Source organism: Microbacterium capsulatum (assembly GCF_030865425.1).
Classification (GTDB): domain Bacteria; phylum Actinomycetota; class Actinomycetes; order Actinomycetales; family Microbacteriaceae; genus Microbacterium; species Microbacterium capsulatum.
Map to the genome: position 1 here is coordinate 88,444 of NZ_JAVFCB010000003.1, position 26,690 is coordinate 115,133.

Consider the following 26,690-nt stretch of genomic DNA (forward strand, 5'->3'; position numbering starts at 1 on the left):
TCCCCGCACTGGACCCGCCTACCTCTGCTCGCTGGTCGCGAATCGTCGCTGAACCGGCGGAATGAGGGCGTGTCGCGACCAGCGAGCAGCGGCGTTCGGCCGGGAAGAAGGGGCGAACGACGAGACGCCGCCTCCCGGAGGAGACGGCGTCCGTCGTGCGGATCGGATCCGGGTCAGTGCTCCGGGTGGTGCACCGCGACCTCGTTGCCGTCCTTGTCGAGGATCTTGCCGTCGACGATCGAGTCGCCCTCCTCGAACGCGTCCAGGTAGGCGACCGGGATGCTGCGGGTCGGTGCCGCGGCGAACGCGTTCTTGCGTGCGCTGCCGCCGAGGTGGTTGAACAGCAGGTTCAGCAGGATCGCGGTGACCGCGGCCGAGCTGATGCCCGAGTGGAAGATCGTCACGAACCAGGCCGGCATCTGCGAGTAGATCGTCGGGACGGCGATCGGGAGCATGCCGATCGCGAGCGACGAGGCCACGATCACGAGGTTCATGTTGTCGCGGTACTCGACCTTCGCGAGCGTGCGGATACCGGACGCCGCGACCGAGCCGAACAGCACGAGGCCGGCGCCGCCGAGGACCGGCGACGGGATCGCGCCGACGACACGGCCGAGCACGGGCAGCAGACCGAGGACGACGAGCACGCCACCGCCGGCGGTGACCACGAAGCGGCTCTTCACGCCGGTGATCGCGACCAGGCCGACGTTCTGCGCGAACGCGGACTGGGTGAAGCTGCCGAAGATCGGCGAGACGGCGCTGGAGAGCATGTCGGCGCGCAGGCCCGCGGCGATGCGCTTGGAGTCGACCTTGGTGCCCACGATCTCGCTCACCGCGAGGATGTCGGCGGTGGTCTCGGTCAGGGTGACCAGGATCACGATGAACATCGAGATGATGCCCGCGATCGGGAACGTCGGCAGGCCGAAGCCGAAGAGCTGCGGGAAGGCGAAGATGTCGCCGTTGAGCACCTTGCTGAAGTCGGCCTGACCGAGGAAGACCGCGACGATCGTGCCGAGCACGATCGAGAGCAGGATCGCGAGGCGCGAGATCGCGCCGACCGGGATCTTGCTGAGGATCAGCACGATCACGAGGGTGATGCCGGCGAGCAGCAGGTTGCTCGCCGGAGCACCCTTCGCCGCCCCGCCCTCCCCGGTGCCGACGATCCAGCCGGCGGCGACCGGGAGGAGGCTGAGACCGATCGTGGTGATCACGGTTCCGGTCACGACCGGCGGGAAGAACCGGATGACCGTCGCGAACACCGGGGCGATGAGCAGACCGATCACGGATGCCGCGATGACGGATCCGAAGACCGCGGGCAGCCCGCCCCCGCTCGTGACGATCGCGGCCATGGTGGCGACGCCCGCGAACGAGACGCCCTGCACGAGGGGCAGCTGGGATCCGAAGAACGGGACGCCGACGGTCTGCAGGATCGTGGCGAGACCGCCCATGAACAGGCACGCGGCGATCAGCACGCCGATCTGGTCGGCCTTCAGGCCGGCGATCTGCCCGATGATGAGCGGCGGCGCGATGATGCCGCCGTACATCGTGAGCACGTGCTGGATGCCGTAGCCGATGGTGGCGCCGATCGGGAGGCGCTCGTCCTCCGGCCGGCGCGCGGCCTTCTTCTGTTTGGTAGTCATTTCGACCTCTTCGTCGGGTGAATGGGTTTCTTTGGGGGAAATCGGGGAGCTCAGCCGTGCCGTGCGAGCAGGCGCCGGGCGGCTTCGCTGTGGTGGGCGATGAGTTCGGGCACGTCGAGACCGACGATCCGGCCGTCGAGGACGCGCCAGGTGCCGCCGACCATGACCCGGTCGGCGCGTTCGGCGCCGCACAGGAGCAGCGCGGCCAGGGGGTCGTGGCTGCCGGAGAAGCGCAGCTCGTCGAGCGTGAACATCGCCAGATCCGCCTGCTTGCCGGGGGCGAGCACGCCGATGTCGCTGCGGCCGAGGGCGCGGGCGGATCCGGCGGTCGCCCAGCCGAGCGCGCGCTCAGGGGTGACCGCGGCGGCGCCGTAGCGCAGGCGCTGCAGGTACAGGGCCTGGCGCACCTCCATCATCATGTTGGATCCGTCGTTGGAGGCGGATCCGTCGACGCCGAGGCCGACCGGCACGCCGGCCTCCTGCAGCTCGACGGCACGGGCGATGCCGGAGGCGAGCCGCATGTTCGAGGTGGCGCAGTGCGAGACGGCGGTGCCGGCCGCGCCCAGCCGGGCGATCTCGGCGTCGTCGAAGTGGATGCCGTGCGCTAGCCAGGTGCGCTCGCCCAGCCAGCCGACGCTCTCCAGGTAGTCGACCGTGCGCAGGCCGAAGGTCTCGCGGCAGAAGTCCTCCTCGTCGATCGTCTCGGCGAGGTGGGTGTGCAGGCGCACGTCGAGGCGCTCGGCGAGGGCCGCGGTGTCGCGCATGACGCCGGTGGTGACGGAGAACGGCGAGCACGGCGCGAGGCCGATCTGCACGAACGCGCCGTCGCCGCGCTCGTGGTGGGCCCCGACGAGCCGCTCGCTGTCGGCGAGGATCACGTCGGGGTCCTGCACGGTGCTCTGCGGGGGCAGGCCGCCGTCCTTCTCGCCGAGGGACATGGATCCGCGGGTCAGCGTCGCGCGCATGCCGAGCCGCTTGACGACGTCGACCTGGACGTCGATCCCCTCCTCCAGCCCGTTCGGGAACAGGTAGTGATGATCGGCGGCGGTCGTGCAGCCGCTCAGCAGCAGCTCGGCGAGCGCGGCGGTCGTGGCGAGCTCGAGATCGCGCGGGGTGAGGCCCGCCCAGACCCCGTACAGGCCCTTCAGCCACGGGAACAGCTCGGCGTTGACGACGGGGGTCCAGGCGCGGGTGAGGGTCTGGTAGAAGTGGTGGTGCGTGTTGATCAGGCCGGGGATGATGACGTGCCGCGACGCGTCGACGATCTCGTCCACGCGTCGGGTCGGCTCCGCCCCTGCGGGCACGGCTTCGGCGATGCGGCCGTCTTCGACGACCAGCCCTCCGGACGCATCCGCGTCGGCTCCGGTGTAGATCCCGAGCGGGTTCTTCAGCCAGACGCTGTGCTTCGTTGCGGACATCGAGGTGACTCCCTTGTTCGACTCGTGGAGCCGAACGCAGGCCCCACGGGGGGCCAGCTCAGTTTTGACCTGTCTGCTGATCCAGGTGGCCTCCGGGCGCGGAGGCATACCGTCGTTTCTACCAGCCGACTCACAGGGAGTCAAGCATTTCTTTCGAAATGCGGACGATTTGTTCCGTGTGACGGAAAACTGTGGATTTGCAGGGCGACCACAGCAACGCCCGCACACCACCGCTCAAGACCCCGTCACCCCCGCTGGAGACCCCGCCACCCCCGCTGGGACCCCCGCCACCACCCTGCTCGCTGGTCGCGACACGCCCTCATTCCGAAGGAATGGCGACGATTCGCGAGCAGCGGTCGGAGGGGCGACCCGACTCAGTCGTCGAGCAGCTCGGCCTCGATCACGTCGTCGTCGGGGCCGCCGTCGGCACGCCGCTCCTCCGCCGGCACCGGACCGGCGCTCGTGAGCACGAGACCGGATCCGTCCGCCGACATGGCCACGCGCACGACGTCGCCGTCGCGCACGTGGCCCGAGAGCAGCGCGGTCGCGAGCCTGTTCTGCACCTCGGTCTGGATGAGGCGGCGCAGCGGACGGGCGCCGAACACCGGGTCGTACCCGCGCTGGGCGAGCCACGACCGCGCGTCCGGGGTGACCGCGAGGGTCAGCCGGCGCTCGGCGAGCCGGCGCTGCAGCTGGTCGATCGTGAGCTCGACGATCTGCGCGAGGTCGTCCTCGGTGAGGGCGGAGAACATCACGATGTCGTCGAGGCGGTTCACGAACTCGGGCTTGAACGCCTGCCGCACGAGCGCCATGACGGCGTCGCGCTTGTCGTCCGGCGAGAGCGTCGGATCGATGAGGATCGGGGATCCGATGTTGCTGGTCAGGATCAGGATCACGTTCGAGAAGTCGACCGTGCGCCCCTGGCCGTCGGTGAGCCGGCCGTCGTCCATGACCTGCAGCAGCACGTCGAACACCTCCGGGTGCGCCTTCTCGACCTCGTCGAGCAGCACGACGCTGTACGGGCGCCGGCGCACGGCCTCGGTGAGCTGGCCGCCCTGCTCGTAGCCGACGTAGCCCGGAGGGGCGCCGACGAGCCGCGACACGGAGTGCTTCTCGCCGTACTCCGACATGTCGATGCGCACCATGGCGTGCTCGTCGTCGAAGAGGAACTCGGCGAGCGCCTTGGCGAGCTCGGTCTTGCCGACGCCGGTGGGTCCGAGGAACAGGAAGGAACCGGTCGGGCGGCCGGGGTCGCTGATCCCCGCCCGCGACCGGCGCACCGCGTCGGAGACCGCCGCGACGGCGTCCTTCTGCCCGATCAGGCGCTTGCCGAGCTCGCGCTCGAGGTGCAGCAGCTTCTCGGTCTCGCCCTGCATCAGCCGGCCCACCGGGATCCCGGTCCAGGCCGCGATCACGGCCGCGATGTCCTCGTCGGTGACCTGGTCGTTGACCATGCGGCCGCCGGCCTGCTCGTCGGCGGCTTCGGTCCGCTCGGCTTCGACGAGCTCGCGCTCCAGGCCCGGGATCTCGCCGTACAGCAGCCGGGACGCCTTCTCCAGGTTGCCCTCGCGCTGGGCGCGTTCGGCCTCCACGCGGGCGGCGTCGAGGCGGGTCTTCAGGTCGCCGACGCGGTTCAGCGAGGCGCGCTCGCGCTCCCAGCGCTCCTGCAGGCCGTGCAGCTTCTCCTGCTCGGCCGCCAGATCGGCGCGCAGGGTCGCCAGGCGCGTCTTGGACGCCTCGTCCTTCTCCTTCTTCAGTGCGAGCTCCTCGAGCTTCAGGCGGTCCACGTGCCGTCGCAGCTCGTCGATCTCCACGGGTGCCGAGTCGATCTCCATGCGCAGACGCGACGCGGCCTCGTCGATGAGGTCGATGGCCTTGTCCGGCAGCTGCCGGCTCGGGATGTAGCGGTGCGAGAGCGACGCGGCGGCCACGAGCGCGCCGTCGGCGATGGCGACCTTGTGGTGCGCCTCGTAGCGCTCCTTCAGGCCGCGCAGGATCGCGATCGTGTCCTCGACGCTCGGCTCGCCCACGTACACCTGCTGGAAGCGCCGCTCGAGGGCGGCGTCCTTCTCGATGAATTCGCGGTACTCGTTGAGCGTGGTCGCGCCGATGAGGCGCAGCTCCCCGCGCGCGAGCATGGGCTTGAGCATGTTGGAGGCGGCGACGGATCCCTCTCCCCCGCCGGCGCCCATGAGCACGTGCAGCTCGTCGATGAACGTGATGATCCGGCCGTCGGACTCGGTGATCTCCTTGAGGACGCTCTTCAGGCGCTCCTCGAACTGGCCGCGGTACATCGCTCCGGCGACGAGCGCCGAGATGTCCAGGGTGACCAGCTCCTTGTCCTGCAGCGAGGAGGCCACGTCGCCGGCGACGATGCGCTGCGCGAGACCCTCGACGACGGCGGTCTTGCCCACACCGGGCTCGCCGATCAGCACCGGGTTGTTCTTCGTGCGCCGGGTGAGCACCTGGCTCACCCGGCGGATCTCGGCATCACGGCCGATCACCGGGTCGAGCTTGCCGTGCCGTGCGCGATCGGTGAGGTTGATCCCGAACTGCTCGAGAGCCGACTTCTGTTCTTCCTGCGGTGCCGTCTGCGGGGTGGCCATTCGTCCTCCTGGAGTCTCCTTGCATGTGCGCGGGACCGCGGAAGGATGCGGATCCCAAAGTTGAGTTGATTGGACTCAAGTTTATCGGATAGATCCGACGCCGACAAGACACGGCGTGCCTCTTTCGTTCGAAGCGCGCAAATGGCGCCATTCCGACCACGGATCCGGCGATTTGCGCACTTCGAACACGGATCCTCCCGCCGGCGACCCGGGATGCTGTCGGACGAAGACCGTGCGCCCTGCGTCCGACGGCGGATCAGTACAGCTCCGTGTTCGGGGACCGCGAGCCGCAGCTGACGATCCGCCTCGGCGATGTCGTCGGGCTCAGCACCGAGGACTGCTTCAGGGAGCCGGTGACCTCGCCCTCGCAGAGGCCACCGAGGTGTGCGACTTCTCCGAGCTGAACCCCGTCATAGGTCCGATCCACGGCGACGGCGCCGAGTCCGGCGCGGTGAATCCCTGAGACGCCGAATGCCGGCCCCCAGGGCGGGGACCGGCATTCGGGCGGATCGGGTGATCACTCTTCATCCGTTCACCAGGATTTCCCGATCCGGAACGTGGTGTCACCGGTCACCTTCGCGACGATGGTCGACCCCAGCGAGAACTGGATGTCGTCGAGCTTCGGGTTGCCATTCGGGTTGTTCGGCGTGAAGACCGTGTCGAGCCCGATCACGAACGGGACCGGCCCCCAGGTGTTCCCCTTCGACATGTCAGCTTTGATGAGGGGATGCGCCCCGCCGACCGCATCGGACGCGGACCCGGACGAGTACTGCCTGGCCTGCATCGTGGCCCCCATCCCCTCGAAGCTGGGGTCGTGCCAGTTCGTGAACATTCCGTCGAATTTGATCAGCGGCGTCAGGTAGACCCACGCACTGCCTCCGCTGAAGTTCGCGGCCGGGAACGCGGTCGTGAGGTTCTCGATCTGCACCGTACCGAACACGAAGGCGCCGTCGGCCGGCGTGAAGCCGTCCGACCCGACGGACAGCGGCATCTTGTCCTTACCGCCGACCAGGTTCCACGCTTTGTCGAGAGTGGCGGCATCGGATCCCTTCACCCAGGATCCGATCTTGATCGTGATCCTCTCCTTGTTCCCGTTGCCGTCCGTCGCCTCGATCGTGTACGTCGAGCTGGGAGCGATCTTGCGATCGACGAGAGCCTGCGCGCTGGCCTTGACCGCGCTGACGCCGTCGTCGAGACCGGAGGACAGCTTCTGGATCGTCTCGACTCGCTTCTGCAGATCTGCCGTCTGGCCCTTGATCGCCGCCGTGTCACCGGCGATGCCCGGCTTGGTCACGTCAACCTTGGCGGCCTCGTCGACGAGCTTCTGCAGCGAGGCGCGCGCGCTCGGATCGGCGACGGAGTCGTCGCCGATCGCGGCCAGTAGGTCGTGAGCGTTCTTCGCCGACGACGCGAGGGTAAACGCTGCAGTGTCAAGCTGTGCTGCGTCGTCGTGGAACGCGGCCACCGCGGCGTCCTTCTCCCTCTGCGGCACGAGAGCCGCGTTCCAGATCGCGGCGCCACCGCCGATGAGCACAAGAACCGCCAGCACGCCGCCGACCGTCCACAGCACTCGGCGGTCGCTGAGGCGCCACTTCCGCGCAGGTGTGATTCCCGCCCCGGGTTCGGCGACTGGCTCGCCGGCAACACTCATGGCCTCGCCGGCCGACGCATCGGGCGTGACCGCCTGGAAGCTCGGTGCGAACAATGCCGGGTCGGGCGCGAGCACTTCGGAAGCGGCCGGGCGCACTGACGGCACGTCGTCCCCGGCTGACCGCTCGGTTTCCCCGACCTCGAGGAGCGGCGCTGCCGGAGTCGTCCGCGCACCCCCGGCGGCAAGGGCTGCGACCGTGTGCCGCGCCCACCCGACGAGCTCGGGGTAGGCGTTCGGATGCACCTCGACAGCGCTCGCGAACTCAGGGTACTGGGCGGCGATCGCCGCGAGGTCCGCCGCAGCCGTCGCAGGATCGTGAAGTGCTGTCCATGCGCCCAACCTGTCCATGCGAACTCTCTCTCATCCCTCGAGATCCTCTGCCGGGATCACTGTGTCCCGATCTCACCGCACCCGCGCGTGACCCGCGATGGGCAATATGTCCCACCGGGCGCCCTTCGTGATCGGGCGGCGTCTCAGGTCAGGACATCTGCGATCTCCTCAACCGCCGTATGCGGAGCCGTAATGCGCCAGCTGCGTGAACATCACGATCCAGATGATCACCCCGATGACCGCCGCCGCGATGCTGAGATACCCGAGCACGAGCCCGGCAACGGCCAGCCCGCGCCCCTGCTCGCCCGTTCGCCGGATCTGCGCGAGAGCGACATGCCCGAAGACGACAGCGAGCAGCGAAATGAAGAACGCGAAGATCAGAGACAAGATCGCCATCGTGTTCGTGCGCGTCGACAACGGGTAGCCGTCCGGGCCGACTCCTCCCTGCGGTTGAGCCGTCCGGCGACGGTTCGATGCGCTTGCGGTCACGACGATCACTACGACAACCACCACAACGACGACCACGAACAAGATGATCAGGTGCCACCCGCTGAGTCCACCGAACATGTGACTTCTCCTTGCTATCCGAGGCCGGCTTGGCTATCCGCGCCGGCTTGCCCGGCATGCCGGATCTGGATGACGAACTCGCCGAGGCGCAGGTCTGCGTCGCGCCGGACGGCGTGCGGCTGCTCGACGAGGACCCTGGTCGCCGAGCCGTCGATGACGATCGCCGTGCCGTTCGTCGAGTGCAGGTCGGTGACGAACAGCTCCCCGTCGCGGAGCTGAAGCTGCGCATGGGTCTTGGAGATCGACTTCGCCGGATCCCGCAGCGGCACCAGCACGGTTCCCGGCTCGGTCGGATCCGCGATCGGGTCGCGCCCGAAGCGCATCGCCGAACCGATCGGGAGCGTCCGCCCGTCGGGGAGGACGACCTGCCAGGCCGCGGCAGGCGAAACTACGCGAGTCACATCGAGGTCGTCCTCCTGGTCGACAGCGACCGCCGGACCTGACGGCGCGGTTGCGCCCAGCGCGGAATCGCTCGCCGCGGAGGCGGGATCCGTCGGCGCGAGGCCCGGGATGGAGGCGATCACCTCGCCAGCGCGCTCCGCGGGCGGCGGGACCCACCCCGGAACCACGGGCGGAACCCGCTCGTCCGACGGGACCACGACCGGTGTAGCAGCGACCGGGGCAGGTACCGGGGGAATGATTGGAAGCTGCGTGAGCGGTTCCGGCATCGGCGGAAGCGGTGCAGGCGCCGACACCCCGGTCGTCGTCAGCGGAATCGGCGGCACCGGAACCAGCGCCCCGGGCGGGTTCGACGAAGCCGGCGGAACGGGCGCGTCCGTATCTGCTTTCATCGCCTCGGCACTGTTCCGCGCGCGTTCCTGGCGCAGCTTGGCGGCAAGCTCGTCGGCGGCGGCGGAGTTCGCCCTGCGGCCGAGCAGGAAGCCGATACCGGCGATGACCCCGCCGAACACCAAGACCAGGATCGGTCCCACCGTGACGTTGCTGGGCGTCGCGTACCAGAAGATGAGCCCACCGACCGCGATCGCACCACCGACGATCTGCACCGTCCGGGCGGTCGACTCGCTGATCCCCGAGGCCGTGCTGACACCGCCGCCTTCCTGCCCCAGGGGCGCAGGCGTGACAGGCCCGGGAGCCTGGGGCGTGGGAGGCACGGGCACCGGGGGCGCGACGGCGGCCGGCACAGGCCTGTCGGACGCGACGGTCTCCGCGGGGAGAGACACCGCGGAGACCGCCCCCGTGGACGGTGCGAAGGCAGGAAGGACCGGGTCCGGCGCCGGTACCGCCGCAGAGACCTCTGGAGGGTGGATCTCTTCTGGCGCGGAGGATGTCGGGACGGCCGAGGGCGTCGATACGACCGGCTCCCGGTCTTCGCGTTCGACCATCCGGATCCGCGCCGAGGGATCAGCCGCCTGCATGGCCTGCCCGAAGGTCGTCATGAACCTGCGGTAGATCCCGATGCCTTCCATCGACTTCGGACCCACCGGGATGAAATACACGGTGGTCTGCGAAGTGCGGTACTGCTCGATCGCGCTGACGACCCTGGTGCGGCCGTCCGCATCCTCGGCGGAGACCACGAAATGCATGAGCGCCCCGCCGAGCAGACCGGTCAGGGCGACCCGGATCCCGCTCGCTCCTTCCCCGATGATCCGCAGGCTTCTCTGCGTGCCCACGGCGTGGCGTGCGATCTCGATCGTGCGGTCGATCGACAAGTCGGAGTCGATCTCGATCCGTGCCTTGGCCAGCTTGTGCGGCTTCCCCATCAGAGACCTGCTTCCTTACCCAGTCGGATCGTGTACTCGCCGATCCGCAGCTCGGCATCGGCACGAACGAGAAAGGGCGCGCCCGGCGCGAGCACGGTCGGCGTGCCGTCGGCGAAACGAACGACCGTGCCGTTGGTCGAGTGCAGGTCGGTGACGAGGACCCCGTCCTCCGTGACCGAGAGTGCCGCATGCGTCTTCGAGATCGACTTCGCCGCATCGTCTAGCGGGATGAGAAGAGCGGACGGATCCGACGGATCAGCTCCCGGATCCCGTCCCAGTCGTGCAGAACATCCGAGTGCGATCTGCCGCCCGTCGGTGAGCACGATCCGCCAGGATCCGGTCGGCTGCACCGTGATCCGGGTCGCGTCAAGGCCGTCATCGGCGGCGGGAGCGACGATTTCGGGCATCGGCGGAGCAACGGGTACCGGGGGAGCGGGCGGCACGATTCCCGGGACTGCCTGGATCGGTGCCGCTGGCACAGGTGGAACGGCCATCGTTGGGATCGCTGGAGCCGGGGGCAGCGACGGCACGGTCGGCGCAGCGAACCCCCCGGACGACGTGGCAAACTCGGCGGCCGGGACAGCGGGCACGGGCGGCACCGAGGGAACGGCCGGCGCAGCGTAGGGCTGCGAAACCGGCCACTCGTACGCCATCCCGGGCACGACCGCCCCGAAGGATGCCCGGCCACCCGGAGGGCCGTCGAATCGCGCGCCCCGCGGGTCCGACGGTTGCAGCAGGAACACGAGCGTGATGATCGGCCCAGCGAAAGGGATCAGCGCGAACAGAAGCGTTAACCCCGAGCGGCCCGCATCGTGCAGACGGCGTACACCGACGGAGATCATCATGACCGATCCCGCGAGGAACGCGATCCAGACGAGCAGCCCGACGACGCTCAGGAACGCGACGATTCCGCTGTCGTACATGCTCACGGTCACCACCCCGGCGATCGTCAGCAGGATCTCGACCGCCAAATAGCCGCCGTCCACAAGGAGCGCCGTCTTCCAGTACTCCGAGCGACTCGCGCGTCCCGTGTAGACGAAGGCCTTCTTCACGAAGCGCCGGGCCACCGCGTCGAACGGTGCCCCGTAGTACGGCTGGTCGAGCGGCGGTTCAGCCACAGGTTGGATGGTCATCGTTTTGCTCCAAGGGGGTCGCGGGTGCGGATCATCGCCGATCGACGAGGCGGCGACGTCGGGCGTCACGCATTCACGGGGACCGGCGGTTGCCGGCCGGCGGATTCCGAGACCAAAGCCTGGGCGAGCCGGTCGAACCCCTCTCCCGCCGCCTGGACGCATCGTTCGAACCGATCGGCATCCTTTGCCGCCAGCCGAACGTCCCCCTGCGCAAAGTACGCATCGACGATCACCTCGTCCCGGTCGCACAGCGTGACGCGAAGGCGCGCTGTCGGATCAGACTCCAGCGCGCCACGGATCACCCGCGAAACGAGATCATCGTCGCCGAGTGCGTACTCGACGACCGGACCATGCAGAACCGCGACCAAGGTCGCTCCTTCGCTCAGGATCACAATCGCCGGAGGCACCAGCGAGCCATCGGAGCGGATGCTGATCCAGCCGTGTGCCCGCCTCGCAGCGGCAGCGACAAGGAGGGACACTTCGCGCTCGGCCGTGCTCTCGGCGTCATCAGCGGCGTCGAGCCTGCCGATGAGCTGCATGAACCCGCCCTCGAATCCGTCGGACCCGACCCCGTAGTTGCAAATCGCCGCTGCCCCCTGCGGCCCCGCACCGAGTAGCGCGAGCGATTCGAACGGCAGGAGCAGGCCGCTGCCCGCCGGTTCCCGAGAATCTGTCATGGTCGTCCTTTAATAGACCTTGATGCCCATGGAGAGCAGCCAGTCGGCGGGGCCCTGCATGGCCGTCTCCGCAATCCTGTTCATCCACGGAGCCTTGCGCTCGACGTTGTCGTTGCCGAGATTGATGAAACCCTGCAAGCCCGAATAGCGCGTGGCGATCTCGCTTTCGGAATAGCCGCGCCCTTCCATCCACGCCATGTGCTCATCCCGCGACGCCTGATCCAGAGGGATGAAGAAGCCTGTCATTTCCTTCATGCCGCCCCAGAGCATCGATATGGGGCTCGGCGTAAACGAGAAGGCCCCGTCGGCAGCGGTGAGCATTGCCCCCGACCAGTCACCCTCCCTGACCGCCAGCGCCAACCGCGCCGCGTCATCGCCGAGGCCGATACCTTTCAAGGCAGAGCTGATGTAAGAACCGTGCGGCACCACCTTCCAGACGTCGAAGTCCTTCCCTGTCACGTTGCTCACGACAGACCCCGCCATATCGACGACATCCGAGAACGACTTGGATCCATCGATCACCACGTCCTGGACGAAGGATCCGACTGATCCCGGGATGCCGACGAGGCCGCGCGCGGAGCCACCTCCGATCGCCCGACCCTGCGCCGCACTCGCCCGATCCTGCTCGTCGGCGTTGCGGCGCAGGTCGTTTGCGGCGGAGCGCAGGGTCTCGGCCGCGCTGTGCACGCGGCGGCTGTAATCCGAGTCCCACAGGTGCCGGAAGCGCACAGCGACCGGCCCGAGCCAGGCGGAGATCTGGATCGCGCTGCCCACCGTCATCCGATGCGCGTCCAGCTGCTGCGCGTGGCGGTCGAACTGCTGCGCGAGGGTGCGCAGCTGCGCGATGTCCGCACCGTACATGGCCATGGGCGGTCCCTTCTGAATCGTTCCCGGCCCGCCGCGACGACGTGTCGTGGCGGGCCGATCCGGGCTTACTGCGAGGCCTGCTCCTGCTGAGCGGCGTTCTGCTGGGCGTTCTGCGCGGCGTCGCGGAGAGCCTGGGCGACCTGCTTCAGCGCGGAGGTGTGCTGGCCCGACCAGTCGTTGCGGAACTTGGTCGCGTCGGGGCCCTCCCACTGGGTGTTGTTGAGCGCGCCGGTGAGGCTGCTCAGGATTGAGTCGATGTCCGACGCCTTCTGGCTGAGCTGGGTGCTCAGCTGCCGGACCTGCTGTACGTCAAGACCCCACACGGCCATGTCGGTTTCCTTTCCTCTGCGGATCGATCGATCCGACGTCTTCTCGCTCCTGCGATACCCACAAGCTAGGGGCGGCCCCGCGGGGCTGTCGATGGAGAACATGTCCCATCCGCGGACCGTCACACATGCGCCACCTGAACCTTCGCGGCACGGCCTCCCGCGATGAGGAATCCCCGGCCAGCGGGGAAATCCGCACGACGGATCCGGCCGAGCGGAGTCCCGAGGAGCAGGTCCCCGTCCATCTCTCCCGGCACGAGGATGAGCCCCCGGCGCGACGCCTTGAACGGCTGCCCGAGCGTGTAGGCCTGCGACCAGGTGGAGGACTCGCCCTCGCCGACGACGAACAGCTCTTCGCGGGCCGCGGCCTTCACGAGCCGGTCGAGCTCGTACTCCGCTTCGGTCCCGGTGAACTCTGGCAGCCCTTCGACGAAGAGCGCGAAGCGCTCGCGAGCCTCGATCCGCGGGACGAGTTCGGACGCCAGGGCGAGCACGGCCTCCGGGCCCTCGGCCCTGCGACTCCATCCGGCGCTCGCGAGCACGCTGCGCCGCGACGAGAGCAGGACCGTCTGCAGGGCCGGATCCGCTCGACGCACCGCGGCGCCCAGCGTCGCGACCGCGGTGGTGCGCCCGCTGCCCGGAGGGCCGGCGAGCAGCAGCGGACCGCTGGTGCGCACGACCGCGGCGCCCAGCGTGACGTCGTCCACGCCGATCACCGGGGTCTCGGCCGGGCCCACCGGAAGATCCGCGAGCAGCACATGCTCGGGCACCCGTCCGACGCCGGCAGGCCGGGGACCCGTGGCGCGGCCGAGGCTGCGACCCAGCCGCTCCATCTCGCGGGCCTGCTCGGCGATGTTCCCGCTCGCCCCGAGCACGGCGATCTGCACCTCCAGCCCGCGCACGATGCCCCGCCCTGGCGGGGAGACCGGGCTCAGCACGTCGCGCGGCGCACCGAGCATGAGGTAGTCGTCCTCGTGCGCGAGTCGCAGCACGATGCGCTGCTGCATGGTCGACGCGATCGAGGTCGGCAACGCATTCGGCCGATCCGCCGTGGCGACCACATGCACGCCGAGCGCGCGACCGTCCGCGGCGATCTGAGCGAAAGCGCTGAACGAGGCGCTCAGATGCGCGGCCCCGAACTCGTACTGCTCCTTGAAGGCACCGATCCCGTCGACGAGCAGCAGGATACGCGGCTCCTCGGGCGCCTGCGCGAGCGCACGGTACTCCGAGACGGATCCGGCGTTCACGGCCGCATAGCGGACGGCACGCTCGTCGACGATGTCACGGAGGAGGCGCAGCAGGCGCACCACACGCTCCTCATCGTCGCCCTGGATGATCGCGCCGACGTGCGGGAGCCCGTCGAGCATGCTGAGACCCCGGGAGCCGAAATCGAGGCCGTAGACGTGCGCCGGTCCGCCGTGACGGGCGGTCGCCGCGGCCGCGACGGCGATCGTGCGCAGCGCCGTACTCTTGCCGGCTCCGCCCGCCCCGAAGATCACCAGGTTGCCGTCGTCGGGCTCGAAGAAGAACGCCGGCTGTGCCTGCCGGGCCGGTTCGTCGATCACGCCGAGCGGCAGCGCGGTGTCGACCCTCGGGTTGGGCAGCCGGTCGAACCGGTACACCGCCGCGAGCTCGTCGAGCCAGGGTCTCCGCGGCGCGGGGATCCCGGCACGGGTCGCCGCCTCGCCCGCCGTGCGCACGATGCGGGAGATGTCGTTCGGGCCGCTCTCCACGGCGACCTGCTCGGCCTGCGGCTCCTCCCAGTCGGCGTGCACGCCGAAGCCCAGGCCGGCGACGTCGATCCGGGGCGTCGGCGGCTCACCGCTGGTGTGCCCGCCGGCGTAGCCGGTCTGGAACGGGATCAGGCGGCCCGGCCCGATCTTCACCGCTCCCCTGCCGGGGACCGACGGGTCGAAGAAGGCGGCCATCTGATCGCCGAGGATGTCGGCGGAGTCCTCGGCGTCGGCCATCCGCAAGGCGATGCGCAGGTTAGTGTTGGCACGCAGGTTGTCCTTGATCACGCCCGCCGGGCGCTGGGTAGCGAGTACCAGATGCAGGCCCAGCGAACGGCCGCGCTGAGCGACGTCCACGACGCCGTCGACGAACTCGGGCACCTCCTGCACGAGTGCGGCGAACTCGTCGACCACGATCACGAGACTCGGCGGGCACGCCGGATCCCCGCTCTTCTCCATCGACGCGAGATCCTTCGCGCCGGCCGCATTGAGCACATGCTCGCGGTGGCGCAGCTCTGCGCGCAGCGACTCGAGCGCCCGCCGCACGAGGTGCGGGGAGAGGTCGGTGACGAGCCCCACGGTGTGCGGAAGCTGGACGCAGTCGGCGAACGCCGCTCCGCCCTTGTAGTCGACGAACAGGAACGTGAGCCGGTCGGGGCTGTGCGCGGCAGCCATCGCGAGCACCCAGGACTGCAGGAACTCGCTCTTTCCCGCGCCGGTCGTTCCGCCGACGAGCGCGTGCGGGCCGTCGGCACGCAGGTCGAGCGAGAACGGCTCCGATCCGGCATGGCCGAACACCGCCCGCAGCGTCCCGTCTCGCCTGCGCGGGGCGGCAGCGTCGCCGCGTGCCGTGATGGATCCGCTCTGGCGCCAGCGGTCGACGATCGCGTCCGCGTCATCGAGCACGTCGTCTCCGAGCAGCGCGGGCAGCCCGATGGATCGCGGCAGGTCGGAGTCGTCGACGTCCGGCGTGCCGATGTCGACGACCGGGGCCAGCTGACGGGCGAGGTACTCGGCCCCGGCGATGTCGAGCCGCTCCGGAACGATGGGAGTGGCCAGCGTGCCGTGACGCACCTGTCCGGTTGCGGCGGTGCCCTGATCGTCCACGTGCACCACCGCGCGGCAGGCCGCCGGCAGCTGCTCGACCCTCGGAGCGCACCACACCAGGTGCACGCCGGCGTCCGGGCCGCGTTCGGCGATGCGGGTCAGCCTCGCCCGGTCGGCGGGCACGCCGTGCTCGACGAACACGACGAGCGCCGGGACACGAGGTTCGGGCATGTCGGACGGCGCGGACTCGTCGATGATGCCACGTCGCGCGACGTCCCCGATCCGAGCGTCGATGGCCTCCTCGATCCGCGACAGCACCGCGCCGAGAGCACCGCGGTTGTCGGCGAGATGCACCCCGCCGAGAGGGCTGTGGGCTGTGCTCGTGTGGGGCAGCCACGCCAGCCACTGCCACTCGGGTGCGGCGGTCGGCGGGATGAGCGCCGCGATCGCCATCTCGGTCGGGGCGTGCCGGATCGCGAGCTGGGCGAGCAGCCCCCGCGCGACGTCGCGGGCAAGCGATCCGGCGACGCCGACGGATCCCGACTCCCGCAGCGCCACCGCCACCGGCACGTCCGCGATCGTCGCGTAGCGGTCGCGGAGCTCGTGCAGCTCGCGAATGCTCTCCGGCAGGGTCTGCTGCGCGGGAGGCAGTTCGACCTCGGTGCGGGAGCGATCTGCACCGGTGCCGGTGCGAACGGCGAGGAACGTGCCGGACTCGGCGCGTTCCGTCCACAGCAGCGGTCCGAGCCGGAGCGCGTCCTGCTGCAGGGCGGCGAGGCTGGGCAGCTCCTCCTCGCGCACCGTGCGCTCTCGCGTCTGCAGCTCGTCGAGCCGCTCCCGAGTGAGCTGCATCGCCCCCGCGAACGCCTTCTTCCCGGCCTTGAGCGTGCGCCTCCCGACGAGCGCCTGATCGATGAACGCGCCGACGAGCAGCAAGGGGCTCATCGCCATCATGAGCACGCCGAGCAGCTGACCGGTCAGAGCCCACATCACGGCGCCCATCACGAGCGGCGCGGCCAGCGCGATGTACGGGAAGCGCTGCCGAGGAGGCAGCTGGGGCGGCGCCGGCGCGGCGACCTTCTCGCCCGGGAAGCGCGGAACAACGCGCGGAGAGCGGATGTGGTCGATCTGCGGCGCGGAGGCCGCCCCGCCCTGCTGCAGGCGGGACAGAGAGAGCACCGAGTCGCCGATCGTCGCCGTGTCCGTCGGCCCGAGCACGACCCGGCCGATGCGGGTCCCGTCCACGACCACCCCGTTCGCGGATCCGAGGTCGACGATCTCGATCCGGTCGGAGACGTTGATCCTGGCGTGCCGTTTGGAGACCAGCGGATCGCCGAGACGCACGTCGACGTCGCGGTCCCGCCCGATCACGGTCGCGCCCTCGGGGAGGGCGAACTCCGCACCGGCGTCCGGTCCGGCCAGCACCCGCAGCCGGGCGGCGGCAGGCCCGCGGTCGCGAGGCGCGAAGCGATCCTGTTCGGGCACCGCTATCGCCTCGACGTGCATGCCCGAGAGCAGCCCGGCCTCGGCGATGGTCGTGTCGGCAGCCAGCGGGCGCCCGCCGTGCGGTGCGGACGCGTCGAGGATCCGCAGCGACACGGCGCCGCCCGCGGACGCGCCGGATCCGATCCCCTGGGGATCCGTCCGCACGAGCCGTCGGGCGACGTCGCCCACGGTCGCGGTCGCATCCACGGTGATCGCGAGATCGGTGCGGGCGGAGCCCGAGTGAAGAGTGACCTTCAGCTTCATGCAGTGTCCTCCGGGCTCATGTCGAGGAGCGGGAGATCCGCCCGGGTCACGATCCGTGCGGCGATCGCGTACTCGACGAGGCGGATCCGTCGGTTGGTCGCGTACGAGCGCATGCCGCCGCGCAGCCCCCGCACACCGAGGCGGTCGAACTTGTCGCAGACGTTGTCGAGCTTGCGGTTGAAGCGGGTGATGCTCCAGCCCAGGCGCGCCGCAGCCCTGGCACCGGTGGGGATCTCCCCCATCCCGACGCCGTCGCGCAGCAGCATCGACTCGGCGAGCGCGAGGATCACCAGCTTCTGCGAGGGAGTCAGCGTGACGTCGCCGACCGTGGTGATGCCGTGCACCGGTCTCGGTGCCGCCTCGGCGAACGCGGGTTCGGCCATGTGCACGGAGAGCTCGTAGGTCGTCGGCCCGGCGGTGAAGACGACCGTGGTGAGCCCGAACACGAGCGGCAGCCGGGCTCCGGGGCCGAGCCACGACTGCAGCCGCCCCGCACCGTCCGTGACCGTGACCGCGAGCCGGGTACCGACGTTCGACATCACCCAGAGCCCCTCGACCTGGCGCACGTCCAGCAGGTGCCGGTGCAGGAACGGATTGTCATCGATGACGAGGTCGGCCTCGCGGCCGATGGACATGCTGCCGCCGGCGCGCAGCGCGTGCCATTCCCCGCAGTACTCGACGTGCAGCGCGGGCTCGTCCGGATCGGGCGTGATACCGGCGACGACCGCGATCGATCCGGTCATGGCGCGCATCCCTGTACGCCGTCGGCGGAGGCCACCCCGGACGCGCGTACCAGCAGCACCTGGATGCACGTGCGGCCGCCCGCGGCGACCGGAACAGTGGCGGTCGCCGCCGTCGAGGTCTGGAACGTGGACTCCTGACCCGCGACCACCGGGCGCCAGCGATAGGTGTCGCCCTTCTTCGGATCCGGGTCGGTCCACATGAACGCGACCTGGTCGCCCGTCACGATGCCCTTCAGGTCCTTGACGTCGACCGGCTGGTCGCTTCCGACGTCGATCGGATCCGGTGAGGAGCTCGACTTCGGGGCCGCCGACCCGGGCGGCACCACCACGAGCGCGATCGTCACGACGGCCGCGAGGAGTGCCACCCCGCCTACGAGCAGGCCGATCCGCGCACCACGACGGCGCTTCGGCGACGCCTCCGGCGGGGACTGAGACGGCGCCGCGGACTCGCGCACGATCGTCTCGTCGACCGCGGCGGCGATGGGGGCGGCGAATGCACCCGGGTCGCCGAGCACGGGGCCTGCGACGTATCCCTGCGCCGGCGACACGGTGTCGGGCGGACGCACCACGCTCGCGTCGTCGAGAGGGGCGGCGAGGCCTGCCGCAGCACCAAGGGCGCCGTGACGAGTCGCCCCCGATGTATCGGCCGACGGTCCGGCAGGCGACCCCCCGAGCACCTTCGTCGGATCCGGGACCGTCGTGCCCGCCGGCGCGACAGAGGCGGTGGAGGCGCCGGGCACGGTCGTCCCGGTCTGCGCGTCGATCCGCACGATGCCGCGGAAGCGCGTCTCCTCCTCGCCGTCGTCATGCGGGGTCGAGGCGAGTTCCTCCTCGACGACGTCGATCGATGTGGGCTGCATGCCGAGGCCGATCTGCACGCGCTGCAGGGCGCGCGCGAACTCGAGCGCGCTCGCGTATCGGTCCTCAGGACGCTTGGCCATGGCGCGGCGCAGCACGGCCTCGAGCTCCTCCGAGACGTCGTGGCGGCCGAGCGGGGGCAGCGGCGCCGCCTGGATCCGCGAGATCACGTCGATCTCACTGTTCGCCCCGCCCACGATCTGGAACGGCGTGCGGTTCACGAGCAGCGTGTACAGGGTTGCGGCCAGCGAGTACACGTCGGACGCGGCAGTGCCGGTCGGCGGCACCGCGAGCGACTCGGGCGGCGACCAGGGGATGCTCATGCCGACGAGCTCCTGCCCGCCGGCCGCTGAGATTCCGAAGTCGGTGAGCTTCGGCTTGCCGTACTCCGTGACGAGGATGTTCGCGGGCTTGATGTCCCGGTGCAGGATCCCGGCGCGGTGCGTGGTCTCGATGGCTCCCGCGATCTGGATCCCGATCCGCAGCGTGTCGGCCTCGCTGAACCGCTCGGCGCGGTGCCGCATCTGCAGGTTCGGCTTGGAGCAGTACTCCATGACGAGGTACGGGCGCCCGTCGTCCGAGACGCCGGCCTGGTAGACGGCGACGATCGACGGATGATTCGCGAACTGCGCCATCACGTTCGCCTCTTCGGTGAACCCCGCGATGGTGGACGCGGCCATGCGCTCCTTGAGCAGCACCTTCACCGCGACCTGCCGGCGCGGATGCGACTGCTGGTACAGGAACACGTCGGCGAAGCCGCCGGAGCCGAGCAGGCGGATGCTCTCGAAGCCCGGGATGACGGGTGGACTGGAAGGAGGACGCGCAGCCATCACAGCCCTTCGAAGGAGAGAACGATGTCGTCGCCGAGGTCGAGCCGGTCGCCGCCGACGAGAAGCGTCGCCTCGCCGGGGTGCAGGCGCACCGGCTCAGCCCCGACCCGCAGCAGCCGCGTGCCGTTGGTCGTATTGAGATCGGTCGCGACGATGTCGGCCCCTTCCACCCGCAGCTCGACGTGACTGCGCGAGACGTCCTGGTTCGGGCTGTCGACCGTGACCAGGTGGGGGATGAGCCCTGTCGCGCGCACGGCCCTGGGACGACGGCCGATCACGGCGCCGCGGTCGAGCACGACCCGCTCCCCCGACGACACCAGGAGCACGGCGGGTGCGGACGCAGCGACGGCCGCCGGCGCTGCGACCGCGGCAGCCACCAGCCCCTGGAGCCCGAGCAGATGCTCGGCGGACACCGTCTCGCCGTCGTGATCGCCCTGCTGCACGCCCGCCGGGCCGGCGGGAGCCGCCGCGGGTGCGCCGGTCGACGTCCCCCTGGGGATCCCCGTGATCATGACCGAGCCCGGGGCGGTCTCGGGACGCACCGCCGCCGCCTCCACGGACTGGATCCGTGTCTCACCCCAGAGCAGGTGGTCGTAGCCGGTGGTCAGGTCTGGCGCCTCCTCCCCGTCCTCCGCGGTCTCATCGTCCGAGGTCTCGCCGAACGTCTCGTCGAGCGGGGCGACGTAGGTCTGGCCGAGAACCGAGCCGAGAGTCTCGTCCGCGCTCGCTTCTGCGGCCGGCTCGTCGAGCTCGGTCGCGCGAACGATGGGCACGGTGTCACGAGGATCGGGGTCCGACGGCGCGGGATCGGGCGGTTCGGCGATGACGATCGGCTCTGCGAGCGCAGAAGGCTCGGAATGCCGGCCGTCGTCCTCGGACTCCTCGACCGGAGCCGGCGCGGCGGCGACCGGGATCGGATCCGGAGCGGTCGATGCGGATCGGGTGCCCTCCGAGGCTGCCGTCTCGCCGATCACAGGGCGGTGCGGCGCCGAGGTGTCGATCTCGGTCCGCACGCGCGAGAGCTCCCAGTGCACCCGACCGACCGCAGCCACGCCGTCGGCGAGCGGGTAGAGCACCGGCTCGTCGCCGGCGCCCGCCAGCTCGACGGCCACCACGCCTGCCACCGAGCGCTCGCTCCAGGTAGCGACGCCCAGCCCGCCGACCTCCTCGACCGAGCCGTCGGCCCGGGTCAATCGTGCACGGGCGGTGCCGCGCACCATGAGCCGCACCTCGTCCGCGTCCTCGTCGCGGAACGCGACGGCGAACGAGGGCAGCGCGCCGAGGGACGAGCCGAAGGAGCCCACGAGCACCTGGATCACCGCGCCGGGCACGGGGTCGGCGGACAGCGCCGACCACATGGCACTCACGGACGCGGCCGGCAGTTCCGCTGAGAACAGCGCCGCCACGCCCTTACCGACGACCGCGGTCCAATCCCCCCGACTATAGGCGACCATGCGCTTCCCCTTCCTGCTCCGCCGGGCGCGGCAAGGTGGCGCCCGCGGTGTCGTCCTCGCTCTCCTCATCGGTGAGCGCCTCGATCACGTCGACCACGACGACCGTGATGTTGTCGCGCCCGCCTCGGAGCAGCGCCTCGTGCACGAGCCTCGTGGCGGCGCCTTGGGGCGACGGCTCGTCGCACAGGACACGCCCGATGTCGTCGGCACCGAGTTCTTTGGTGAGCCCGTCGGAGCAGACCAGCAGACGCTCCGCGGTCACGACCGGCAGCAGCCAGTAGTCCGGTGTCGCCGTGGATCCCGCCCCCAGAGCGCGCGTGATGACACTGCGCTGCGGGTGCCGCTCGGCCTCGGCGGCCGAGATGCTGCCGCTGTCGATGAGCTGCTGCACGGATGAATGGTCGACGCTGATCTGGGCCAGCGAGCCGCCGAAGAGCCGGTATGTCCGCGAATCGCCGACATTGAGGATCACCCAGTACGGCTCGCCCGCCTGCTCGCAGAGCACCGCACCGCAGAGCGTGGTGCCGGGCGGGAAGGATCCGGATCCCAGCTCGTCGACACTGCGCGCCGCCCGCGCGAAGGCCTCCTGAACGGCGTCCGGAGCGAGGCGAGTGCCGACGAGACCGGTGAATTCGGCGATCGCCCGCGCGCTCGCCTCAGCCCCGGCCTCGTGTCCGCCCATGCCGTCGGCGACGAGGAACAGCGGGGCCTCGGCGAGGTGGGAGTCCTCGTTGCGCGGACGGCGGAGCCCGCGATCCGAGGCCGATCCCCAGGCGAGCTCCACGCCGTTCAGGCGCATCACGTCGACTCCCCGTTCTTCCGGCGCAGAGGAAGGCGCAGCACCGGCCGGTGGAACCCGCGCAGCCTCGGCCGGCGGATCCCGCGCAGCACAGACGCGGGGAACAGACGTGCCCGCACGCGACGATGCCAAGGCATGGCGCGTGCGAGGAGCACCCGGGCCTGCTCCGTGTCCGCCCAGTACTGCCGGGCATCGGCCTCGTCGGGTTCGCCCGCCCCGAACACCGCAGCGTCCGCTCGGTGCGCGAGTGCCACGGCCCCGCCCTCGGGCACGCGCGCGTCGAGCGCCGCACCCTGCTCGCGCCGCGTTCCGCCCCGCGGGACCGCGTAGCCGACATCGCCCGCGGCGTCGATGAGCTCCGCCCACCCGCCGTCGACCCGGCCGACGCTTCCGCCACGCCCCGCACGGCCGCGACGACGACGCGCCTGGAGGATCGCGAGGGCGATCGACGGGCCGCACAGAACCAGCAGCACGAGCAGCGACAGCCCTGTGATCTGCAGCGTCGCCCACAGCCAGCCGAGGTCGACCGGCTGATGGCCCTTCTGAGAGTCCTCGACGGGTGGTGCCGGCGGCAGCTGCGCCGGCTCCTGCGGCTGCTGCGGCGGCTGGGCGACCTGCGCACGCGGCTTCTGCCGCGGCTTGGGCGCCTGCTCGGTGGGGATCCTGTCTTCCGGCGGGGTCGGGTGGAACGCGACCCAGCCCGCGCCGTCGAAGGGCACCTCCACCCACGCGTGCACGTCCTTGCCGGTGACGGCCGTCTTTCCGGCCGCGGGCGTGAAGCCGAGCACGACGCGGGAGGGCACACCCATCTGGGCGAGCGCGAGCGCCATCGCGACCGAGTACTGCTCGTCGTCGCCGATCATCTGCTCCTGCCCGACGAGAGCCTGCTCGCGGTTCAGGGAGTGGCCCGAGCGGGAGGCCGCCTGACCGGCCAGGCCGTGGCTGAAGTACCCCTTGCGGAAGAACGCCTCGAGCGCCTTGATCTGTTCGATCGGGGTGCCCGTGGACGGCACGGTGTCGCCGATGATTCCGGAGATCGCGTCCGGGATCTTGGCAGGGGCCGGCATGCTGATCTTCGCGACCTGCGCCTTCGCGAGCTGGGCGTCGGTGGGCGTCGCGGGCACCGTCACATCGAGGGTGTAGTGCGAGCCCTTGCTCAGGCCCGTGGTGACCACCGCCGTGCCGGTCGCGGCGTTGTAGTTCACGGCCTCGGCGTCCACCTTGCCCTCCGCGGCGAAGTCGTCGAGGTAGCCGACCGTCGGCATCCACACGCCGCCGAGGTCGTCGATCGTGATCCCGATCCGGGCGCGCGTTCCGTGAAGGGGATCGTCGACCGAGCGCCCGAGGCGGCTGAACACACCGGATCCCGGGCCTCCGCTGCCGGACACCTTGTAGACGATGCCGTCGTACAGGTCGAGGGTGGCGAGGCGTACCGGCACCCCGTCGGGGAGCCCCGTGACGTCGAAAAGCGAGGAGTCGGATCCGTCCCGCGTCCACTTCCGGAAGCTCATCAGCGGTGAGGCGTAGTCGTGCAGCTCGAGCGGAGGGACGACGTGATCGCGCAGCACGTCGCGGTTCGGGGCGGCGATCGCGGCCGCCGCACCGCCCCCGGCCGCCGCAGCGACGACGATGGCGCCGGCGATCGCCGCGCCGACGACCCTGCCCGACCGGGAGGGGGCCTGCTCGCCGACGACGGCCAGCTCCCCCGCATGTCGAGCCCGCTGCGCCCACCAGGCCGCCCAGCTCACCCCCACGAGGGCGAACGCGGCGCCGACCGCCACGGGGAACGAACCGAGGTAGGTGCTGAACGCCATCGCGAACACGAGCAGCATCCCGGTCGGGATGAGGGCGAAGAGCACGCGGCGCACCCGCACTGCGATGGTGACCGCGACGGTGGCCGCGATCAGGGCGGCGATGAACGGTCCGATGACGAGCGAACCGAAGCCCTGGAACGGCGCCGGCAGCGTGAGCAGCTGCCGCCAGACCTCCACGGCGTCGGTGGCGAGGGCGCTGAGCACGCTCAGCGTGGGCACGACGCCGAACAAGGCGATGTCGCCGTGCCCGATCGCCCCGCCGACGAGGAAGTACGCGACCACCACCGCCGCGGCGACGACGAGCACGCCCCAGCGACGCCAGGCGCCGAGGACCGCGATGAGGGCGCCGAGCAGTGTTCCGGCACTCGCGGCCACCCAGAACCCGATGCTCTGGAACGCCGAGGAGAGCGGGACGATGGCCAGGCCGATCAAGACGACGATGACCGTGACGTCTGTCCAGGAACGGGACTTCATGTCGCCACCGCCGACATGGCGCGGCGCAGCTCGCCGAGAGCGGGCACGTCCACGGTCACGAGGTCGCCGACGACGTGCCGGGCGAGGCTCTCCGCGGAGGTCGCCCGCAGCGCCAGCGCCTGCGCGGCGGGAGGGACCCGTGTGGCGGCCTGCCGCAGCTGCTGCAGCGGGACCGCGGATCCGGCCACGAACGCGACGATCGAGACCGCGGGGGCCTTGGTCGCGACGGTGCGAGCGGTCTCTGCGAGCGTCGCCGCGGCAGCGGTGCGCTCCACACCGGAGAGCAGGTCGAGCAGGGCGGCCGGGGTGGGCGCGTGCAGCAGGCTCTCGGACGCCGCGACCCGCACGTCCTTCCCGTCCCGCAGAGCGCTCACCGCGATGGATCCCGCGATCGACACGGCGAGTTCGAACTCGTCGTCGTCGGAGTACTCGTCGGCGCGGGTCGACAGGGCGATCACGAGCTGGGAGCGCCGGGTCTGCTCGAACTGCCGGATCATGAGTTTCTGCGTGCGGGCGGTCGACTTCCAGTGCACGTAACGCAGGTCGTCACCGGGCACGTACTCGCGCAACGCGTGGAACGACACGTCGTCGTCGGCGAGGTCGCGCGTCGGCAGTCCCTCGAGATCGCGCAGAAGACCGGTCGTGTCGCCGTCCAGCGGCACGGTGCGCGGATGAACGTACAGCTGGGTCGGTTCGGTCCAGGCGACCTCACGACGCAGGACGCCGAGCGGATCCGTGCGCTCCGAGGAGACCGGTCCGAGGGTGAGCACCGCACGGCGCTGGGTGGGGATCTGGAACAGCTCGTCGTGCACGGCATCCGCGGCCAGCCGCGGCACCCGGAACTGCGCCTTCGCCTGCCCCACAGGCAGCACGATCCAGGCGGAGGGCGACCCGCGCCGTCCGGCTGCACGCACGACCACCCGCCCGACCGCGGACTCCCCGACGACGACCCGAGGTGAGGCCAGCTCGACGGCGACGGCGTACTGCGCCCGTCCGATCACGAACGGGACCGCAAGCACGAGCACCAGCACGGCGGCCGCCCCGACGGCGATCAGCTCGGCCCACCCCCAGAGCACGCCGGCGGCGAGCGCGAGGACGGCGACGCCCGCGAGCGCCCAGCCGAGCGCGGTGGCGATGCGCAGCCTGCGGCCGACCGCGGCGAGCGCCGCTCGGATCGGACCTGCGGACGCTCCCGCCCACGCGCGCGCACGTGCGACCGCCCGGGCTCCCCTCGTGTCGGAGAACGCCGTACGCGAGGCGGCGGGAGCATCGACGGTCATGCCACGCTCACCCTGGACTGCGGAGCGGCGACGTCGGCAAGCACCCGGGCGACGACCCCCTCGGCACTGGCCCCCGAGAACTCGGCATCGGGATCCATGACGATTCGGTGGGCCCACACGGGCCCAGCAAGCGCCTTGATGTCGTCCGGGATGACGTACGTGCGGCCCTCGGCGGCGGCCCAGATCTTCGCGGCGCGCATCATGGCGACCGCGCCGCGCACGGAAACCCCCAGACGCGTGTTCGGATCACGTCGGGTCTCTTCGGCAAGCTGGGCGACGTAGTGCAGCAGCGCGTCGTCCACGTGCACGGTCGCCAGCAGGTCCGAGAGGTCGGTCACCGCGCTCGTGGTGATCATCGGCTGCAGGGCGGCGGCACGGTTCTTCGTGTGGGATCCGCGCAGCACCTCGGCGGCGGCCGCGAGATCCGGGTAGCCGATCGACGTCTTGATCAGGAACCGGTCCAGCTGCGCCTCGGGCAGCTTGTACGTGCCGGCCTGCTCGATCGGGTTCTGCGTCGCGATGACCATGAACGGGCGGCCGGCCTCGTGCGAGGTGCCGTCGACGGTGATCCGGCCCTCCTCCATGACTTCGAGCAGCGCCGACTGGGTCTTCGGTGACGCCCGGTTGATCTCGTCCGCGAGCACGATCGATGCGAAGATCGGGCCCTTGTGGAATTCGAAGCGGTGCTGCTGCTGGTCGTAGATCGTGATGCCGGTCACGTCGCTCGGCAGCAGGTCGGGCGTGAACTGGATCCGCGCGTGCGAGCCCTGCACGGTCGCCGCGAGCGCCTTGGCGAGCTGCGTCTTGCCGGTTCCCGGCGCGTCCTCGAGCAGCACGTGCCCCTCGGCGACGAGCGCCGTGAGCACGAGCCGGATCACCTCCTGCTTGCCGAGCACGGCCTGCCCGATGTTCTGCGCGAGCTGCGAGAACGTCTGGGAGAACCAGGTGGCCTGTTCTTGGGTGAGTGTCATGACAT

General features: G+C 70.5%; 18 protein-coding genes. All 18 read right to left on the reverse strand.

The window, feature by feature from the left end; all coding sequences use genetic code 11:
- Window positions 1–173 precede the first annotated feature (173 nt).
- Complete coding sequence (locus RBR11_RS05900) at window positions 174–1,637, reverse strand: nucleobase:cation symporter-2 family protein (protein WP_308488390.1); 1,464 nt, start codon at window positions 1,635–1,637, stop codon at window positions 174–176.
- Between the two features lie 50 nt (window positions 1,638–1,687).
- Window positions 1,688–3,055, reverse strand: a complete 1,368-nt coding sequence (locus RBR11_RS05905) for an 8-oxoguanine deaminase (protein ID WP_308488391.1) — start codon at window positions 3,053–3,055, stop codon at window positions 1,688–1,690.
- 374 nt (window positions 3,056–3,429) lie between these two features.
- Entirely contained in the window at window positions 3,430–5,661 is a 2,232-nt protein-coding gene (locus RBR11_RS05910) for an ATP-dependent Clp protease ATP-binding subunit (protein WP_308488392.1), read from the reverse strand.
- Between the two features lie 532 nt (window positions 5,662–6,193).
- Window positions 6,194–7,660 carry a variant leucine-rich repeat-containing protein gene (locus RBR11_RS05915; RefSeq protein WP_308488393.1) on the reverse strand — a complete coding sequence of 489 codons (1,467 nt, stop codon included), beginning with the start codon at window positions 7,658–7,660 and terminating at the stop codon, window positions 6,194–6,196.
- 150 nt (window positions 7,661–7,810) lie between these two features.
- Window positions 7,811–8,209, reverse strand: a complete 399-nt coding sequence (locus RBR11_RS05920; protein ID WP_308488394.1) for a DUF4190 domain-containing protein — start codon at window positions 8,207–8,209, stop codon at window positions 7,811–7,813.
- Window positions 8,210–8,223: 14 nt separating this feature from the next.
- Window positions 8,224–9,930 (reverse strand): FHA domain-containing protein, encoded by a 1,707-nt coding sequence (locus RBR11_RS05925; RefSeq protein ID WP_308488395.1) that lies wholly within the window; start codon window positions 9,928–9,930, stop codon window positions 8,224–8,226.
- Window positions 9,930–11,132, reverse strand: coding sequence for a DUF805 domain-containing protein (locus RBR11_RS05930; protein ID WP_308488396.1), 1,203 nt, complete (start codon window positions 11,130–11,132; stop codon window positions 9,930–9,932). The genes RBR11_RS05925 and RBR11_RS05930 overlap by 1 nt, the downstream gene beginning before the upstream one ends.
- Window positions 11,129–11,740 carry a hypothetical protein gene (locus RBR11_RS05935; protein WP_308488397.1) on the reverse strand — a complete coding sequence of 204 codons (612 nt, stop codon included), beginning with the start codon at window positions 11,738–11,740 and terminating at the stop codon, window positions 11,129–11,131. The genes RBR11_RS05930 and RBR11_RS05935 overlap by 4 nt, the downstream gene beginning before the upstream one ends.
- A gap of 9 nt (window positions 11,741–11,749) precedes the next feature.
- The gene (locus RBR11_RS05940) at window positions 11,750–12,607 is read right to left on the reverse strand and encodes a WXG100 family type VII secretion target (RefSeq protein WP_308488398.1); all 858 of its coding nucleotides are present in this window, start codon (window positions 12,605–12,607) and stop codon (window positions 11,750–11,752) included.
- Window positions 12,608–12,672: 65 nt separating this feature from the next.
- The gene (locus RBR11_RS05945; protein WP_308488399.1) at window positions 12,673–12,936 is read right to left on the reverse strand and encodes a WXG100 family type VII secretion target; all 264 of its coding nucleotides are present in this window, start codon (window positions 12,934–12,936) and stop codon (window positions 12,673–12,675) included.
- A 119-nt stretch (window positions 12,937–13,055) separates the two neighbouring features.
- Window positions 13,056–17,462 (reverse strand): FtsK/SpoIIIE domain-containing protein, encoded by a 4,407-nt coding sequence (locus tag RBR11_RS05950; protein ID WP_308488400.1) that lies wholly within the window; start codon window positions 17,460–17,462, stop codon window positions 13,056–13,058.
- Window positions 17,459–18,205: an FHA domain-containing protein gene (locus RBR11_RS05955; RefSeq protein WP_308488401.1), complete on the reverse strand. Its 747-nt coding sequence runs from the start codon at window positions 18,203–18,205 to the stop codon at window positions 17,459–17,461. The genes RBR11_RS05950 and RBR11_RS05955 overlap by 4 nt, the downstream gene beginning before the upstream one ends.
- On the reverse strand, window positions 18,202–19,893 hold the full coding sequence (locus RBR11_RS05960) for a serine/threonine-protein kinase (RefSeq protein ID WP_308488402.1): 1,692 nt from the start codon (window positions 19,891–19,893) through the stop codon (window positions 18,202–18,204). Before RBR11_RS05960 ends, RBR11_RS05955 begins: the two co-directional genes overlap by 4 nt.
- On the reverse strand, window positions 19,893–21,347 hold the full coding sequence (locus tag RBR11_RS05965; RefSeq protein WP_308488403.1) for an FHA domain-containing protein: 1,455 nt from the start codon (window positions 21,345–21,347) through the stop codon (window positions 19,893–19,895). Before RBR11_RS05965 ends, RBR11_RS05960 begins: the two co-directional genes overlap by 1 nt.
- A complete protein-coding gene (locus RBR11_RS05970) occupies window positions 21,334–22,146 on the reverse strand; it encodes a PP2C family protein-serine/threonine phosphatase (RefSeq protein ID WP_308488732.1) in 813 nt (270 codons plus the stop codon). Before RBR11_RS05970 ends, RBR11_RS05965 begins: the two co-directional genes overlap by 14 nt.
- The gene (locus RBR11_RS05975; RefSeq protein WP_308488404.1) at window positions 22,146–24,434 is read right to left on the reverse strand and encodes a transglutaminase TgpA family protein; all 2,289 of its coding nucleotides are present in this window, start codon (window positions 24,432–24,434) and stop codon (window positions 22,146–22,148) included. Before RBR11_RS05975 ends, RBR11_RS05970 begins: the two co-directional genes overlap by 1 nt.
- A complete protein-coding gene (locus RBR11_RS05980) occupies window positions 24,431–25,714 on the reverse strand; it encodes a DUF58 domain-containing protein (RefSeq protein WP_308488405.1) in 1,284 nt (427 codons plus the stop codon). Before RBR11_RS05980 ends, RBR11_RS05975 begins: the two co-directional genes overlap by 4 nt.
- Window positions 25,711–26,685, reverse strand: coding sequence for an AAA family ATPase (locus tag RBR11_RS05985; RefSeq protein ID WP_308488406.1), 975 nt, complete (start codon window positions 26,683–26,685; stop codon window positions 25,711–25,713). The genes RBR11_RS05980 and RBR11_RS05985 overlap by 4 nt, the downstream gene beginning before the upstream one ends.
- Between the last annotated feature and the right edge of the window lie 5 nt (window positions 26,686–26,690).